Source organism: Sinanaerobacter chloroacetimidivorans (assembly GCF_018128545.1).
In the GTDB taxonomy this organism is placed as follows: Bacteria; Bacillota; Clostridia; order Peptostreptococcales; family Anaerovoracaceae; genus Sinanaerobacter; species Sinanaerobacter chloroacetimidivorans.
Genome location: NZ_JAGSND010000016.1, coordinates 1 through 15,658, shown reverse-complemented (window position 1 = coordinate 15,658; position 15,658 = coordinate 1). Strand labels below are relative to the sequence as shown.

Annotated in this window: 17 protein-coding genes; all 17 read right to left on the bottom strand. The window is 51.5% G+C overall.

Annotated features, from left to right (window positions below; all coding sequences use genetic code 11):
- Positions 1-94: 94 nt before the first annotated feature.
- Entirely contained in the window at positions 95-3,136 is a 3,042-nt protein-coding gene (mobP3, locus tag KCX82_RS17870) for a MobP3 family relaxase (RefSeq protein WP_227019852.1), read from the bottom strand.
- A gap of 2 nt (positions 3,137-3,138) precedes the next feature.
- Positions 3,139-3,561 (bottom strand): hypothetical protein, encoded by a 423-nt coding sequence (locus KCX82_RS17865; protein WP_227019851.1) that lies wholly within the window; start codon positions 3,559-3,561, stop codon positions 3,139-3,141.
- Between the two features lie 317 nt (positions 3,562-3,878).
- A complete protein-coding gene (locus KCX82_RS17860) occupies positions 3,879-4,112 on the bottom strand; it encodes a hypothetical protein (protein ID WP_227019850.1) in 234 nt (77 codons plus the stop codon).
- Positions 4,113-4,204: 92 nt separating this feature from the next.
- On the bottom strand, positions 4,205-4,489 hold the full coding sequence (locus KCX82_RS17855) for a hypothetical protein (protein ID WP_014314990.1): 285 nt from the start codon (positions 4,487-4,489) through the stop codon (positions 4,205-4,207).
- Positions 4,486-4,665 (bottom strand): DUF6103 family protein, encoded by a 180-nt coding sequence (locus tag KCX82_RS17850; RefSeq protein WP_227019849.1) that lies wholly within the window; start codon positions 4,663-4,665, stop codon positions 4,486-4,488. Before KCX82_RS17850 ends, KCX82_RS17855 begins: the two co-directional genes overlap by 4 nt.
- A 108-nt stretch (positions 4,666-4,773) precedes the next feature.
- Positions 4,774-5,067 carry a hypothetical protein gene (locus tag KCX82_RS17845; RefSeq protein WP_041700325.1) on the bottom strand — a complete coding sequence of 98 codons (294 nt, stop codon included), beginning with the start codon at positions 5,065-5,067 and terminating at the stop codon, positions 4,774-4,776.
- A gap of 4 nt (positions 5,068-5,071) precedes the next feature.
- Positions 5,072-5,953 carry a ParM/StbA family protein gene (locus KCX82_RS17840; RefSeq protein WP_014314992.1) on the bottom strand — a complete coding sequence of 294 codons (882 nt, stop codon included), beginning with the start codon at positions 5,951-5,953 and terminating at the stop codon, positions 5,072-5,074.
- 30 nt (positions 5,954-5,983) lie between these two features.
- The gene (locus KCX82_RS17835; RefSeq protein WP_014314993.1) at positions 5,984-6,343 is read right to left on the bottom strand and encodes a DUF6103 family protein; all 360 of its coding nucleotides are present in this window, start codon (positions 6,341-6,343) and stop codon (positions 5,984-5,986) included.
- Between the two features lie 12 nt (positions 6,344-6,355).
- The gene (locus KCX82_RS17830; protein WP_014314994.1) at positions 6,356-7,261 is read right to left on the bottom strand and encodes a DUF6329 domain-containing protein; all 906 of its coding nucleotides are present in this window, start codon (positions 7,259-7,261) and stop codon (positions 6,356-6,358) included.
- A 23-nt stretch (positions 7,262-7,284) separates the two neighbouring features.
- Positions 7,285-8,664: a peptidoglycan DD-metalloendopeptidase family protein gene (locus tag KCX82_RS23170; protein WP_319633367.1), complete on the bottom strand. Its 1,380-nt coding sequence runs from the start codon at positions 8,662-8,664 to the stop codon at positions 7,285-7,287.
- A gap of 135 nt (positions 8,665-8,799) precedes the next feature.
- Positions 8,800-9,303: a gamma-glutamylcyclotransferase family protein gene (locus KCX82_RS17815; protein WP_014314996.1), complete on the bottom strand. Its 504-nt coding sequence runs from the start codon at positions 9,301-9,303 to the stop codon at positions 8,800-8,802.
- Positions 9,304-9,340: 37 nt separating this feature from the next.
- Positions 9,341-10,393, bottom strand: coding sequence for an amidoligase family protein (locus tag KCX82_RS17810; RefSeq protein ID WP_014314997.1), 1,053 nt, complete (start codon positions 10,391-10,393; stop codon positions 9,341-9,343).
- A gap of 18 nt (positions 10,394-10,411) precedes the next feature.
- Positions 10,412-10,909, bottom strand: coding sequence for a hypothetical protein (locus tag KCX82_RS17805; RefSeq protein WP_014314998.1), 498 nt, complete (start codon positions 10,907-10,909; stop codon positions 10,412-10,414).
- Entirely contained in the window at positions 10,909-12,741 is a 1,833-nt protein-coding gene (locus KCX82_RS17800; RefSeq protein WP_014314999.1) for a VirB4 family type IV secretion system protein, read from the bottom strand. The genes KCX82_RS17805 and KCX82_RS17800 overlap by 1 nt, the downstream gene beginning before the upstream one ends.
- A gap of 105 nt (positions 12,742-12,846) precedes the next feature.
- Positions 12,847-13,437 (bottom strand): hypothetical protein, encoded by a 591-nt coding sequence (locus tag KCX82_RS17795; protein ID WP_014315000.1) that lies wholly within the window; start codon positions 13,435-13,437, stop codon positions 12,847-12,849.
- Positions 13,434-13,706, bottom strand: a complete 273-nt coding sequence (locus KCX82_RS17790) for a hypothetical protein (RefSeq protein WP_014315001.1) — start codon at positions 13,704-13,706, stop codon at positions 13,434-13,436. Before KCX82_RS17790 ends, KCX82_RS17795 begins: the two co-directional genes overlap by 4 nt.
- Positions 13,676-15,601 (bottom strand): DNA cytosine methyltransferase, encoded by a 1,926-nt coding sequence (locus KCX82_RS17785; protein ID WP_227019925.1) that lies wholly within the window; start codon positions 15,599-15,601, stop codon positions 13,676-13,678. The genes KCX82_RS17790 and KCX82_RS17785 overlap by 31 nt, the downstream gene beginning before the upstream one ends.
- Between the last annotated feature and the right edge of the window lie 57 nt (positions 15,602-15,658).

Genomic DNA, 15,658 nt, shown 5'->3' with positions numbered 1-15,658 from the left:
ACGGACGGCTTGGGATACAATTGTTTTTGCTGTATGGAGGGCAGCTGTTTCGTCTGCCCATGAGATTGTTTTCGCATGGAAACCTCCTTCACATTTAGTAGGTTGTGAATTTTTGTTCGTGATCGTCCGGTGCATGGCCCTGGGCAATCTTTTTCTGCCGGAGTCTTCTGCTCAGTTTGCTATCTGTGTGCATACCGGGAGCACCTGGCAGTCTTCTGGCTTCCTCCTGAAATATCCGGCTGGCATGATGTAAGAGCCGGGTGACAGCCAGAAATAAGGAAGGGTCCCTGAACGAGTCCAGATGGTCAAGAAAAAACTGTGCATATAGATTGCCCTGTTCCGCAGAAAGGGTGAGCCACCTCACAGCGGCCTCCCGGTCACGAGGGATATCCCGTCCCAGCAGATAAAGTTTACCGAGGGTATATTGCGCAAACTGGTTACCCTGCTCCGCCGAAGCGGTCAGCCAGCGTATAGCAACTTCTATATTCTTAGTAACATCTTCGCCAAGCAGATACAGCTTTCCAAGCTGGTACTGCGCATATTGATTTTCCTGCTCTGCGGCGGCTGTAAGCCAACGAATGGCATCTCCAATGTTTTTTGGAACATCCTCTCCTTTCAGGTACAGCTTACCGAGCTGGTACTGTGCAAATTGGTTGCCTTGCTCCGCTGATTTATGAAACAGCTCCAGCGCCTTGGAAATGTTCTTTGGCACATCCTCACCAGTCAGGTACAGTTTGCCAAGAACATATTGCGCAAATTGGTTGCCAAGGTCAGCAGATTTTGTCAGCCACTTTAATGCGGCATCCATAACCTTGGGTATGTCATCTCCCTGCAGATAGAGCTTTCCCAGAGCATAGGCAGCGTAGGAATTATCCTGCTCTGCTGCCAGTGTAAAAAGCGCAATTGCTTTTGATATATCCTTTTCCACATGATTTCCGTCCCGGAAAAGTTTTCCGAGAGCATACTGTGCCAGCGCATTGCCGTTATCCGCTGATTTTGTGAGCCATAGGATGGCTTTCTCCGCATTAAAATGCCCGCTGTCCGCATCCAGATAAATTTTTCCCAGCATATATTGTGCGTGGACATTCCCCAGCCGGGCAGACTTTTCAAAATAGCGAAGAGCCTCGTCCACATCTTTTTCTGTTCCGGTGCCGGTGTAAAGCATCTGTCCAAGGTGGTATTGCAGCTTGTCATCACGGCTTTGCCGTTCCATTTGCTGAAAACCATGGAAAGCGGCCTCAAAGTGCAGCTCTGCTTCGCCAGCATTCCGTGCTGTTCCAACTCCGTCCCGGTACATCTTTGCCAGCTCATAATCTGCATAAGGCATTCCCTGAGCGGCCGAACGTTTGTACAGGCTGAATGCCGTCTGAAAATCCTGCTCCACGCCCTGGCCCCAGAAATACAAACCGCCAAGAGAGTATTGGGCATATTTATGGCGCTTGGAAGCCGCTTGCTGAAACCAGTCTGCCGCTTCTAAATAGTCCTTCTCCGTGCCAAGCCCTGCTGCATACAGCTTACCGATACGGTATTCTACATAGCGATGTTCCTTCTTGGCTTCAATTGCCATAAAAACGGCAAGGGCCTTTCCGTACCAGACAAAGGCAACGTCTGCATCCATCTCTACACCCAGACCGTCTGCGTACATTCTTCCCAGATCATGCATGGCAAGGGCATTGCCATCCTCCGCTTCCAGCAGGAACAGGGCAAGAGCCTGTTCAAAGTCCGGCTCTAAAAGATCACTGCCGTATAGGAATGCTCGGGCCTGCTTATAGCGGCTGTTCCATGCGATATGTGGCTTCCCGCTGGATGATACTGTATCCGTACTGCCGGAATGTACGTTGGGCGATTCGAAGTCATGATCGTTGTCAGGCTCGGATCGATAGTCTTCTGCTTCCTCAGTCAATTCCTCGTCAGGCTCCGCATCTGGCATCACTTCCAGATCCTCCGGAATGAACGTTTCCTCCATGATAGGTTCATACTCCAGAGGCGGTTCCGCCTGATCATCCCCCTCAAAGGTGAACTCCTGATTGCCCAGCCGGACTGCTTCCGCAATTACCATATTCTTTATCTGTTTAAATTCCTTTTGCTGAGAAAGAGGGAGTGGTGGCGGAAGCTCATCTCTGTAAGTACGCAGTACCTCATTGCGAAGCTCGTACCATTGGGCGTAAGCCGCTGCCACACGTTCTTCCTTCGCCAGTTCATCCACGATCCGGTTCACCAGTTCCTTAACCGGTGCTTTTAGATAGCCATACTGCTTTTTACCAGTGGTGTGCCGAAGCCGTTCTGCCAGCTGAGAAAGTAGTTCCTCCAGCACGGGATTGTCACAGGCACCGGTCTGCATTTGTACCAGAAGTACCTGCAGGGCATCCCGGCTCTGCGATGTCAGTGCATTTCTACGCTCTGTCTGCTCTGCATAAATCTGGAGCAGATCCTGCTGAAAGATTTCCCGCGCCAGACTGCTGCGCATGGCTTCAATGCCCGGCTTCGTTACAAAGCCCTCACGGGGATCGACCGAATACACGATCATATGGCAGTGAGGGTGATGACCCTCATCGTGATAGGCAGCATACCACCGCAGGTTCTCCGGTTCGATTTTCATCTGTTGGGCAAAGACATTCCGCTGCTTGCGCAGCAGTGCCATCCATGCGGCAGCATTGTCGTACCCCAGCCGGGTGGCATCTTCCCTCCGCAACGATATGATAGGTGTCCAGATGTTTCCGGTATGTGCCGCCACCTCCTGCGCCGTCTGTGACAATACCAGCGGAATATCCTCATCAGAGAACAGGCCATGGGTATCCAGTCGTTCAGCATGAGGGCGGGTAGCGATATAGTTGACATAGACTTCCTTGTGTGCCAGCTGGTCAAGATTCTGATCCAGGGCAGCGGAGATAAATTCCGAGGCGTTTTCCATGGTAGGCTTCGCCAGATAATCCTCATACTCAAAAAGTCCGGTGGAATCCGGAAACTGCTCCAAAATATCCGATACCAGCAGCTTTTGCTTATTTGTGGCATGACGGTTTCGCATCCGCTCCGGAAGCTTCTCTACACCATCCCGTGTGGCAACATAGGTTACCAGATTTTCCGCGTGGGCCGCCGCATTTTTTAAGTAGCGGCATTTAAAGATAATTCGTGGCATGATCAGTCACGCCTTTCCGGCTTCTGGAAGCTCACAACATCCTCAAAGGTCACGGAACCCACTGACCGTTTCACGTCCTCCACACATTTGCCGCGGAGCTTGCGCAGCGTGTTTTCATCGTAATCTGCATTGACGGCGAGGATGTTCATCATCATGCTCATCTCCACCGCCAACTTGAAGGTAAGTCGTGCCATACGGTTTTCCAGACCATCCACCATGCCTGTCATGGCCGAAGTAATGGCTGCAGGGAGGAACCGGACGCCTTCCTCTGCTGAGATATAGCCGCAGTAGAATTTAATTGCCTTTTCAATGAATTCACTCTGGCTTTGGCAGTTATCCCTTTTGTACCAGTCTGCCACCAGCTGTCTGGTTTCCGGATACATCCACAAAGGGAACTTTTTTTTGATTTTTTCTTCTTCTGACATAGCAAACCTCCTTTTCTATCAAAAAAGAGGTGCAACACCTGTCGCAACCCCTATGAAAAGCCTTTATTTCCCGCTTTTATCGGTATTCTGTTTTCCTTACAACTCCGGAAACAACTCCTTGGGTGTTTTTACGACCCCGGTGAAAAACCGCTTTTCTCCCCGCATTGCGGGGAGATGTGAGCCGGAGTGGGGCGTTTACGACCCCGCTCCTTTAACCCGCATCGTTTTCGACCCCATGGTTCAGCCCTCTTTCGGTAGGGTTTTAGGTTTCTGCGAAGGGCGCTTTTTCTCTTTTCCCAAGCTCCTTCACAAAGCCCTTACACGGCGCATTGCCCGTCTTCAGGTGTTACGGTGCCACTCCTGCCGTCAAAAGCCGACACAGGGGCACACGGGCGGCAACAGCTGGCTGTCATTGCGGCAACTAAAATAAGCCCGGATATCTCCGGGTTGACAGTGTCATGTGGCCGGTTATGCCAGTCTTTTCGCGGCGGGCCGGTTGGAGTCGGCACCTTATTCCTCCAGTCCCAGGTATTCTGCCATAAACTGCTCACTTTGCAGGATTATTTGTTAGTACCCACAGCGCGAACAACAGAGATAAAAATACAATCGTATGCCGACTTTCTTAGCAACCTTTTTCTTTGCTTCACAGGTGCATTTCAGGAGCCTGAACAGGGTAGTCCTGAGAGGGCTCGCCTGTAAGCAGATACCAGTTCCCATCGATCTCATTGTAATTGCAGTTTTCGACAATCTGGTCCTTCAATTCCTCCCAGGGGATTGGAATTTCCGTACCCCGCACACCCGCATGAGCGGATAATTCGGTCAATGGTAGATTGGGTGAGATAGTAACATAACCGCCGGGTGACATTATCTGGATCATGTCGTGAGGATGTTCCTGCACAAACTGTTCCAGCGTAATCGGTTCTTTCATGAAGCATCGCCTCCTTTCTGGCTGTCGATATATTCTCGTACTTCGGCTGGAACATGTTTTTCATACAAAGCTTTGAGGGAAGCCTCCAGTCCGGCCTCTAGCGCTGTTTCATCGGGCATGCATTGCCGGAGAGCGCACAACTTCCCGGTATCATACTGAATTTGAATGGTTGACATTTTCAAGATAGGTTCACTCCTTTCTGCTTTTCTCAGAGGAAAGTGAGCCATGTTGGTGCATTTTCCGACCCTCCGTCATAGCGACGGCAGGAAAGTGAGCCAACATGGTTACAATTCCTCCAGCGCATGGATCAGGCTGCCGGGAAGATCGGACAACTGAACACCGGTATCCGTTTTCCCCGGCAGCGTGGTTGGCGATGGCAACTTGGCACTTTGCAGTTCATCCCGGACTGCCTGCCGGACGATCTGTTCCAGGTTCTCCGTCTGATGTGCCGTCAGGATACTGTTGACCACATACTCGGTGCGCTGCCGGCTGGCCTGCTGCGCAAACAGCGCTTCCGCTTCCCGATGCCTTGGGCTGTCCATATCGAAGGAAAGATAATATCGTTTTCGCTCGGCCATAGGCTCACCCCATCAGGAGCTTGTAGCCATCTGCGTTGGCGAACCGGTTCAGCACCGCCACCGTATTCAGGCCGCTCCCGTGCAACATGGGTTCAAGCAGTTCAGCGCCGCCGCCCGCGAACACCGTGGGGAGCCTCAGATCCAGTCCGCGCTCCCGCAGGGCGTTGAACAGTTCCTTGCAGTAAACTGCCACAGCCTGCTCCACCACAGTTTCAATCAATTTGCTGTCGGCATGTTGGATCTCCCCGCGGATGGCATCGGTGATGAGTTCATCCGACAGGAGGATGTCACTGCGCTGGAGCGTATCCTGAATCCGGCTGTACAGGGTGATGGTACCCATGCGCAGGCTGGCACAGCTCGACCTGTCCAGACGGAAGTCATGGAGCGTGAGGATATCCACCGTATAGCCGCCGATGTCCACCAGAGTGATGCTCCGGTAATCCTTCAGCTGCGGGTAATAGCGGCACAGCGCCGCATGCCCCTGGGCGAACACCTTGCACTCTTCAATATGGCAGCGGTAGAATGTTCCCTCGAACCGAAACGAGATATTGTCACGCAGGAAATACCTACGGAATGCTTCCTTCTGCATACCGTAACTGTCAATGGGCAGTCCCACGCCAAGGACGATTTCCGCGTTGGTGGTTCCTGCTTTTTTCATGGCATCCGCGATAGCCGGCAGTGTCAAAAGAAAAGCGTCCGGCTCCCTGGTCTTATCCTGTTGGAAGCGCATACGGCGTTCCCCGATGGCATAATATCTGCCCTCAAAAAAGAGCTGCATCTCCGGCGTGATGAATTCCTTGTCGCTTGCCGCATAGCCGGAGGCATAAAGCATCCCCTCCGAGGATTTGGTGTTGTAATTTCCGTTATCTATACCAAGTCGAATCATTTTCAGCACCTCCTTTTTCTTTTCTGCGATTTACATGCTCATAGTCATGCCCGGAGTTTCTTCTTCGCCGGGGCCTTCTGCTTCGGTCTGCGCTTCCGGAGAAGGAGGTATTTCAGGCGCAGCCTGCTCCCGCTGACGGCGGGTCTGACGCGCTGGACGTTCTCTGGAGGCAGGAGTCTGTTCAGCCTCCGATGCCTGCTCCTGTGCAGGAGTCTGTTCCATGCGGCTCTCCACGTACTCTCTTACTTGAGTGGGAACTACCTTCTCATAGGTCTTGTCGAGGTAATCCTTCAACTCCTGCTCAATGGTCTGTTCCTTTTTCTCCATGAAAAAACGGAGGGCATCCAGCCGCTCCGAAGGGAAAAGGACTTTTAATTCAGTCGTACTCATATTTTTTCCTCCTTATAATTTCAGGGTCATACCGGGTTCATCCGGCTCCGGTCTAACCCAGGTTTCATAATCTTCATTGGGGCAATCCCCAGCCAACATCAGAGAAAAATCAGCGAGACGCTGGGGATCTACTCCTGCGCATTCCGCCTGAATACCATAAATACCATGAAACACACGCACCACCTGTGTATTCAAAACATCGCCCCATTCCTGTTTTCCGGCATCGGTTAGGGTGTCGGAAGCCAGGTATACGATGGTGGCCGGCTCCATGTCCACCTCATGATGAACAAGGTGGAAATCCTCAATAGGTACCCTGATTAAATCTTTTAAGCGAAACACATCGTCGGGAATTCCGGAGGAGAGCTTTTCTTTCTCGTCGAGATTCGGACAGTAATCGAGATAGAAGGTCATGTCATAGCCATCCTCCATCGGTTCCACTTCCGCCATCTCCGGTCTTGCTTCCATGATGGAAAGCAGCATAGCACCGATACCGTTGTCAAAGTTAAGGGTGGCATCGTACTGCTCTTTGATCTCATCAAAATAAACAGCCCATGTGCCATTGGAGGTATTCTGTGTACCATCCCTGATGATCTGGTCTGCGAGCTTACCCAACCGAACCGTGATAAAATCTCTTGCCCCCGGCAGGAGGCTGGCATACCTGGCATAGTCATATCCTTCACTCTGAATAAGAACACCCTCGGAATTATTTTTTTCCAACACCAGTAAACAATGATTCAGGCCGTTTCCATCCATCAGCATGAAGTCCGCACTCTCTGCAATAAAGCCGGTATCCCGGAGCAGATTGTTTTTGAACTGCCGGTATTCTTCTTCCGACAATTCCACAATTTTTTCAATCACACAGTCCCTTACGGGGAATTCATTGGTCTTTCTTTCAAAGACTGCCTGTAAATTCAGCATATTGTTCTCCTTCCTTTTCCTGCCTATGGCAGATAGTTTCTTGGATTTTTTGCTGTACCGTTTACTCTCACCTCAAAGTGCAGGTGGTTTCCGGTGCTCTTTCCGGTGGAACCCACCCTTGCGATGACATCTCCGGCCTTTACGGTCTGCCCCTCGCTGACCAGAATCTCTGAACAATGACCATATAGCGTGACCAGCCCGCCGCCGTTATCGATGGTCAGGTGATAACCATATCCTGTAGTTCCATAGCTCACGGTTTCCACTGTGCCGTCTTTAGCTGCCCGGATTGCCGTGCCCTTAGCAGCGCCAAGGTCAATACCGTCATGTCCGGCCCATTCTCCTGTGACGGGGTCAGTTCTGCCGCCGAATTCCGAAGTTACCATGGACCGCCAACCGCTCCCAAGCGGAGAGACAAATCCACTTGCGGATGCTGTTTTAGACGCTTCGGCATATGGCCTTGCGTACAGAACCTGTTTATCCGCATCGAACAGGCTACGGTATACTACCTTGCCACGGGAGGATGATGCGTCCACCACCATACCGTCCCCGGCGTAAATCCCCACATGCGTAATATTGAGATATCGTCCGTTTACCTTGTGGCTCCAGAACACGAGATCCCCCGGAGCCAGGTCTGATTTGGAGATGGTCAGGCCGTTATCCACGCAATATTTGCCCTGCGCAGCGGCGGTGCCGGGGAGCTTGACTCCCAGCTGGCGGTACACCGATTGCACCAGATAGCTGCAATCGGTGTAATCGCCAGAACCTCGAAGCTCCTGGGAATACGGATCTCCCAGACGGTCCAGGGCAATCTGAACAGCCTCAGAGCCTGTTTCGCCCACCGGCAGGTCGTAGAACAGATCCGCCAGCTGCTCCGGTGTCCAATCCGACCACTGGTCAAAACTATCGCCTTCTCCCGGCGCTCCTGTTCCATACAGCGCCCTATAGTAGATTTCTGAGGCGTTGGCCTTATTCTCATAGGTAATCTCCCGGCCAAGGGTACTTTCAAGATTTGCATAGATTTCAGGCAGGGAGTCAATCGGAACAGCCACGGTATACGTTTCTTCGGTTTCATTACCGTCTGCATCCGTCACGGTGCGGGTGCGTTTCTCATAGCGGACGAAGCAATCGGCAATCCCCCGGTAATCCATGCCACGCAGAGATTCGACGCCGAAATACAGAGAATAAAAAACGGCCTTGACCTGTGTGGGGTCAAGGCTTCCGTCCTCAATCATGGGCGTGATGTCCGCGATGGCAGCGTCCAATTCCGTAAAGCCGGACCGCATATCCTCAATGTACTGGCGGTAATCTTCTGGTACCTGCCCGGAGATCACGCCGCCGTGAAAGGAAAGCTGAACAGCCATGTTGTTGTGGTCAGTAGTGCCGGAGAGAAGGCTGGTAATCATCACAATGATGAGGATAAAAGGTGTTAAAATGGCAGCGATGATAACGCCGAGGGCCTTCCAGGTTCGCTTGTCGGTGGCGGCGGCAACAGCGGCTTTGACCGCCAGAGCGATGGTTGCGGGATCTGCCATGCATCATCACCACCATTTCTGGCCGAACAGATTGCCCTGCTCCGGTTCCTGCTCCTGCTGTTCCTGTGCCAGCTGGACGGATCTCTCCACGGCCTGTTCCAGAATTTCGGTATCAAAGCCTGCGGTTTTATAACCCTCCATAATGACATTTAGGTAGTAATCCGAGGGGGAACCGTAGGGATGGCCCTCATTCATGATATAGACCATGGCGGGAACCGTCCTGCCTTTCAGCTCCACATCGAGGATCTCCTTGCGGTAAAGATGGGGATATCCTTCATAGCGGTCGAGAGCCTGCAGATCCCTTTCCTTTAACGTCCACAGAAGAACAGGGACGGTGGAACCCTTAAGCGGCTCCACCGTTGCGACAGAGTTTCTCCGGCTGCCGCAGAACAGCAGCCCGTAATCCTTTATTTCGCTGGCGCCGACCACCTTGGCGGTAGGGCAGCGGAACGCCATCTGCGGCAGGTTTAGGTTGCTGCCGTAGGCAATGTACAGCATTTCTGATTTCATTTTTCATTCCTCCTTGTCCAGAATGGTTCATGAGTATTTACATGCTCATAGAAAGACCGGGGCTTTCTTCTTCAGCCCCGGTCTGTTCCTGTTCGTTTTCAATTGTTTGCTCCTGCTGTTGCGATGCTGCTTGTGCCGCTTCGGCCAGCTCTTTTTCTTTTTTCTGTCTTAATCGTTCCTTTTGCTGGAGTGCCTGCGCTGGGTCCTTCCACGCAATACAGCCGTCCAGATGCTCCAGCAGGTGAAGCCGGGCGGTTTTGTATTCATCACCGATGAGCCCCAGCCGCAGGAGCCATGTGCGGAAGGTGTATTTTTCATTCGAACTCTTTGTCTTTTGACGGCTGGCACATCGTTGGTTGAGGGCCTGTGCGGAGATCGCAAGGCAGAGCTGAATGTATGCCTTGATCTTGCCGGCGTGAGTAGTGCTGTTAAACAGCCTGAATTCAATGGTACCTTTCTGGAAAACCGAGTGAAGGTTTAAACAGTGGTACCGGCTGTCGTGGTAGTGCTCAGAGCGACCGTCGCGGCCGTTGTACCAGATGCGGCTTACCTCGTCCAGCGTGTGGGGCTTTTTCCGGTTGATCTCGTCGAGAAAACTCTGCTCCACCTTCCTGCAATACTGCCGCTCTCTTGCTACCTCCACCTGCATGGCCTTGTAAATCAGATCCTCCTTGGAAGCCATGATGTTGGTGATGTTTCTAAGTGTACCCGCGTTATACGGAGAAGCGTCAATATGGATGTGGATGCCGCACTTATTATTTACAATTGCGCCTGCCGCACGGAGCTTTCTTACCAGCTCCTGAATGGTTTCTATGTCCTCATACCGGCAAATGGGGGTGACCATCTCTGTTTTATACTCATCCGAGGCCTCGGTTATCGTTCTTCCAACCTTCCGCTGGGCAGTGATACTGCTGTCGTAGGTAAATTTCCACTTGCGGTTCTGTTCATCCAGCGCGGAATATGTTGCGTAAAAAGTACCGTCATAATGGGAAACTGTTCCGAAATGGGATGCAGCTATTTCAGCGGCCTCTTTCCTCGTTATACCGGTCATTTCAACTTCAACCCCGAAGCGCTGCTCTTTCATGTCCATGCTTGTTTCACCCCCTCGCTACAACATCTGCATTCCGCCCATGCTGTTTTTGATCTCCAGTGCCTCCTGAATGGAAGCTTCGCAAGCCTCACTCATCCAGTTGTAGATTTCATCCCGCCGCCAGGAATCCAGAAGGTGATTGCCTGTTTTCTCATCCAGCATACTGATTTCAGACCACGCTTTGTCAGCGAGGGCTTTAGCCGGAGGCAGATGTCCTTCTGCGCAGCCCTCGGTCAAGCCGTCAATAAATCGGTCCATGACAGCAGCCAGCTCATCAATTTCCTTTTGGGAGTAAAAGGGTTCCCAGGCTTCAGGCCGGTCATAAGGTTGGCCAGTAATACACTTTGCCAGTTCCTCTAACAGCTCCGCCTTGTCCACACCACCCAGCTCATCGTTCAGATAGGAACGCATAAAGCTGTAAATATCAGCTTCCCGGTTGTCAGCCGGCGTAATGCTGCCGAGGGCATCTTCGAGGATATACTGCTTATTTTCCTTGAATTCTTCCAGCCTGCCCATTACCTGCCACCTGCCTTTCCAAACAGCGCCGCTTTATATTCCGGGGCCTGAACCATGAGGTTGTATCGTTCGTTGCCGCATTTATAGAGGCAGGTGCCCCGCTGCGGATACCGGATCAGATTGTATTCCGATTCCTCCAACTGCAGGGTATCCATATAGAACCGCTTGTCGATATTGCCGGCATTGAACAGAAATGCGTGCGCCGGAATAGAGAACAGCGGCTTGGTGTACTCCCGGATGCCCTCCAGATTGAAATCCTCCAAATTCTGACTTGAAAGAATTACTGCCGAGTCCTTTTTCCTTACACGCTTCATAAAATTACGGACATATTCGACGGCGGTCAGGTTGGAAAGGAACAGATAGAATTCATCAATGCTGGCGGCAGTATTGCCGGTGGTGAGTAGCTCATTGCTCATATACGACAGCACGTTGAACAGAAGGGCATTGCGCAGATTTTTACTGGTCTGCAGAAGCCCCTTGACGCCGAAGGTCACGAACTCACTGTTTTTTATATTGGTGTGCCCGTTAAAGAATTTAGACTCCGCGCCCTTGCACAGGGAATGGAGCCCAAGGCAGATTTCCCGCAGGGTATCTGCGGTATAGAGCTGGCGGCGGCTTTCATCAAATTCTTTGTACTCCGACTCAATCAGCTCATACAGGTCGGACAGGATGGGATAATCTTCTGGTTTTAAACGGTCAAAATTACTATGATCGGTAATTCCCCATTTTTCGTAGAGCTTACCCAGCATGATCTCGATGGTGTCAATCTCACGGTCGGTAAAATCCTTGTAGGTTCTAAAAAAATCCTTGAGAAAGGAAATGTGCTGGCTAAGCTTGCTGCAGATACGGAAGGTCTGAGGTGCATCCTTGTCCTCCGGGCTGCCGTTTTCATCCCATGTCTTGGGTTCCAGCACATTGATGATGTATTCGCCCGTCATCAGATCGATGAAGCATCCACCCAGATTATTGGTGAGATCCTCAAACTCCATTTCCGGATCAAGGCAGATGATATTCATGCCGGATTCCCGCAGATTGGTAAGGATGAGTTTCAATAAGTAGCTCTTGCCCTGGCCGGAGTTGCCTAAAATCAAAATATTGGCATTGGTCTTGTCATCGGCACGTCGATTAAAATCTACTAAGATGTTGCTGCCGAATTTATCCCTGCCCAGATAAAAACCGTTGGGATCGGTTTTGCCGCTGTAGTTAAAAGGATACAGATTGGCAACGGAGCTGGCGGGCAGCACCCGTTCAAACTGGTCGGAAAACACATTCCAGCCACTTGGCATGACCGATAAAAAGCCCTGCTGCTGGCGGAGCAGAAGCCGGTCAACATTTAGCTTGCTTCGCACCAGCTCAGTCAGCACTTCCGTCTGCAAGAGCCCCAGCTGGTTAAGGTCATGAGCGGACAGTTCAATATATACCGCCGCGTGGAGGAGAGGCTCTTTGCTCCGGTGCATCTGTGCAACGATAGCGGTCACATCCTGGAGATTCGATTCTGCCGTGACGGTTTGCTGCAGATCCTGAGTACTGCTTCTTTGCATACGGTTTTTGTTGGCAGCATTTGATATGATTTTGCGTTCTTCAACAGGGGACACATGCCGGGTGTAGATGTGGAGGGTGACACTGTCTTTTTCACCAAGGTGCCGGAGGATGGCCTGTTCCTCCGTAGCGGTAGGGTACTCACGGAGCGCCCAAACGGACCGGAATGTATTTCCGCAAATGAAATAGTCCGTAAAAAATTTGATCGCGGACGGGGCAATCATGTCCAAAAATTCCTGAATACGGACATCCTCTGTTTGAGATGCCCGCTGTGCTTTATTCTTATATGCCATAGGGGTCACTTCCTTTTTTTATATGATGAAGGCAGCCCGGCCTGTTTCGTTCTGCTGAAAGGCTGGGGCTTTTTAGAACACTTTAGGTGTCTGGATGAGCTGTACTCACTCATTCAGGATCATCCAGCGCTCTCCGTCAAAGTCCTCAAATTTCTCCGTGGTGACGTTCTGCTCGAAATAAATCGCCAGCAGACGCCTGATATCCTCCTTGTCGGCGCGCTTTGTGGAAAAACCTTGATCCCGAAGTGTCTTTTCAATGCGGCTTAAATAGGAAAGCGCTTCGTTCTCTTTCTCGTTTCGGAGCCGTATGACTACAAGGAATTCTCGTGCCGTCGCCATCTGTACCTGTATCCGGTCAAGGTGGGTCTGGTCATGCTCCAACAGCCTGTGAACAGCCGGATTGTTCTCCTGTTCCATGCGGCTTTTAAGAAACTCTTTGTTATCCTCGAAGTTTTCCCGGCTGTTCGAACACAGGAATTCCAGCTCCGCCACACCTTTAAGGACGGTCATCAAGGCGTAGATCCGAGCCGATATGCTGGCCTCGGATAAAACGGAAATGTTCGTAGGCTTGATGATGAAATACACCAGTTCATCGCCGCGGAAGGTTTCCAGACTATGGTCGGTGACCGCCTTGGTATTAATAAGCTGGCGGGTATACTGCTTTTGTTTCACATTTTTCTTTTCTGCTTTGCTCATTGTTCGCTGTACCCCCATTCATAGGTCTGCTGCTTTGTAAGGAAAAAGGCGCAGGCGTATCGGATAAAATCAAGGATGCTGGTATCGTCAAAACGGATGGTCAAAAAAGCATAGAGGGCTGTGATGACGATGGGCGGCAGAAACTTAAGCTGCGCTATCGCAAACACAGAAAGCAAAAGGCCAACGCCGATGATACCGATGTCGCGCAGCTGCCACAGCCATAGCACTGCCTTGGATTTCAGGTTGTCGGGGTAGATGTAGGTATACATTCGGATTCCTCCCATTCTTGTTTAAATTTTCGTAAAAAATAAGCGATCCCCCGAAGTACATGCTCAACACAGGGGATCGCAACGCTGTTGCCGAGGGCTTTGTATCTTGCGCTGTCTGAAGCGCCGGGGATGTCCGTCCAGTAATCGGGGAAGCCCTGGAGACGCTCGCATTCCAGCGGCGTCAATCGCCTGATCAGCTTGCCGATGCGGACAGGATGCACATTATTGAGGGAATATCCTCCATCCGTCTTGGATTGGAGTGTTCCGCTTAAGTTTCCGTTTTCCGTCCCATTGCGGCAATCCAGACCAGCAACATCCGTTTCACACACAAGGTCGGTGGCGTCTTTATACTGTCTTGCACTCTGGGTGCTGACCACGTTATTGGAAGCATACTCATCGCTCCGCTGCTGGGAAAATACGCAATGCCGATCCGCGGTGTTCAAGGTGTAGCTGATGTCCGGCTGAAACCCCATACCGTTGCCGCCGTTGTGATCCTGCCTGTCAATGATATTGCCGGCAATGCAGTACGTTTCGGCAGGTGACGATTCTTCCCCGGAATCCGCAAGAAACACAGACGGCTGGGAAATGAGCGGCACGTTATTGCCGCCGGTACCGTATCTGGCAGACATGGTTGGGGCTACTTCATGTGGGCCGGTATAGCGCGAGTCAATACCATGATTTTCAAACAATTCTGGATCGTTGCCCAAAACTAGTGGAGGGTGGCCATCCATTCGTGCCCGAAGTGTTCCAGTAACATTGTGACTTACGTCCATTACACTTCCGCCCTGATCGTTCAGGCAAAGAACAGACTCAGATACAAATGTTTGCATCTGCATATTGCAAGTTGCTAACAGCGCACCCGAAATTCCATGTAAATCAATTATTTCATCCCGCTGATTGATATGAAATGTAGTAATATCTGCGGAATCCACTATAAAGGTCTGTTGCTTCATACCGGGCTGGGCTTGTATCGCTCCAGCAACATTATTAAGATCGCGCACCTCATCCCGCTGATTGCACGCAAAGGCAACGGATGTGTTGCTTTCTACCTGCGTACTGAACACAGCATGGGAATGCGCCGCCTGTAAAGTAAAGGCCGGGTCGCCGTTCTCTCCGATGCCCAGCCCGGTGCCTTCGCCCATCCGCTTGTGCCGCATGGCAATCTGTGTGTTGATGGGGATGGTGATTTGCTTGTTTTTTTCTGCCGATACATACCCATGACCGCCGCCTTCCCCTCCATACAGGGAGGGCCAAACGCCATCCTCCTCATAAATCCTGCGGCTCTGCACATCCCACGGGGTCAGGGATTCTCCGCTTGTTCCTCCGGAATTGGCTGGATTTCCGCCTGGATCTCCAGCGCCTGTTTCAGAACAGAAGGCAGCTCCTTGCCGCGTTTCTTCGCCCGGCGCAGAATCCCCAAACAGGCGGTCTTGCTCAAATAGTATTTGGGGTGCGGTGCGGCCTCCAAAATCTGCGACAAGGAAGATACGCTTGCGCCTTTGTGGGACGGACCAGTATTGAGCATCGTATATTCTCCAAGCAACGGAGAATTGAGGTCCCAATATGGCCCCAGCAGATTGCCATACCCCTCCCGTAGGTCGAGGTACAGATACGGTACTGTCAGCAATTCGGCAGGTTTCTTCCAGTACCGCCCGGAAGTCCTCTCCGTCTGCGCTGGAGAAAGCTCCGGGTACATTTTCCCAGACCATATATCGAGGTCGAACAGCGTCAGCTGTCCTTCCGTTTGCTTTGTCATAGGCTCTCATCTCCTTCACAATGCGGATTTGCTCCATGAACAGCCCAGATCGTTCACCCTGAAGTCCGGCACGTTTGCCGGCTACGCTAAGATCTTGATTATCCCGATATCGGGATAACCAGGATAATACCGAAGAAATAATTATCCCGAAGTCAGACGAGAAAGCCGCTTAATAGGCCGCTTCTTCATGAAAACT

What these genes read in the sequence shown, in the direction of transcription:
- mobP3 (WP_227019852.1), bottom strand. Translation starts at nt 3,136, where the DNA reads ATGCCACGAATTATCTTTAAATGCCGCTACTTAAAAAATGCGGCGGCC.
- KCX82_RS17865 (WP_227019851.1), bottom strand. Translation starts at nt 3,561, where the DNA reads ATGTCAGAAGAAGAAAAAATCAAAAAAAAGTTCCCTTTGTGGATGTAT.
- KCX82_RS17855 (WP_014314990.1), bottom strand. Translation starts at nt 4,489, where the DNA reads ATGAAAGAACCGATTACGCTGGAACAGTTTGTGCAGGAACATCCTCAC.
- KCX82_RS17850 (WP_227019849.1), bottom strand. Translation starts at nt 4,665, where the DNA reads ATGTCAACCATTCAAATTCAGTATGATACCGGGAAGTTGTGCGCTCTC.
- KCX82_RS17845 (WP_041700325.1), bottom strand. Translation starts at nt 5,067, where the DNA reads ATGGCCGAGCGAAAACGATATTATCTTTCCTTCGATATGGACAGCCCA.
- KCX82_RS17840 (WP_014314992.1), bottom strand. Translation starts at nt 5,953, where the DNA reads ATGATTCGACTTGGTATAGATAACGGAAATTACAACACCAAATCCTCG.
- KCX82_RS17835 (WP_014314993.1), bottom strand. Translation starts at nt 6,343, where the DNA reads ATGAGTACGACTGAATTAAAAGTCCTTTTCCCTTCGGAGCGGCTGGAT.
- KCX82_RS17830 (WP_014314994.1), bottom strand. Translation starts at nt 7,261, where the DNA reads ATGCTGAATTTACAGGCAGTCTTTGAAAGAAAGACCAATGAATTCCCC.
- KCX82_RS23170 (WP_319633367.1), bottom strand. Translation starts at nt 8,664, where the DNA reads ATGATTACCAGCCTTCTCTCCGGCACTACTGACCACAACAACATGGCT.
- KCX82_RS17815 (WP_014314996.1), bottom strand. Translation starts at nt 9,303, where the DNA reads ATGAAATCAGAAATGCTGTACATTGCCTACGGCAGCAACCTAAACCTG.
- KCX82_RS17810 (WP_014314997.1), bottom strand. Translation starts at nt 10,393, where the DNA reads ATGGACATGAAAGAGCAGCGCTTCGGGGTTGAAGTTGAAATGACCGGT.
- KCX82_RS17805 (WP_014314998.1), bottom strand. Translation starts at nt 10,909, where the DNA reads ATGGGCAGGCTGGAAGAATTCAAGGAAAATAAGCAGTATATCCTCGAA.
- KCX82_RS17800 (WP_014314999.1), bottom strand. Translation starts at nt 12,741, where the DNA reads ATGGCATATAAGAATAAAGCACAGCGGGCATCTCAAACAGAGGATGTC.
- KCX82_RS17795 (WP_014315000.1), bottom strand. Translation starts at nt 13,437, where the DNA reads ATGAGCAAAGCAGAAAAGAAAAATGTGAAACAAAAGCAGTATACCCGC.
- KCX82_RS17790 (WP_014315001.1), bottom strand. Translation starts at nt 13,706, where the DNA reads ATGTATACCTACATCTACCCCGACAACCTGAAATCCAAGGCAGTGCTA.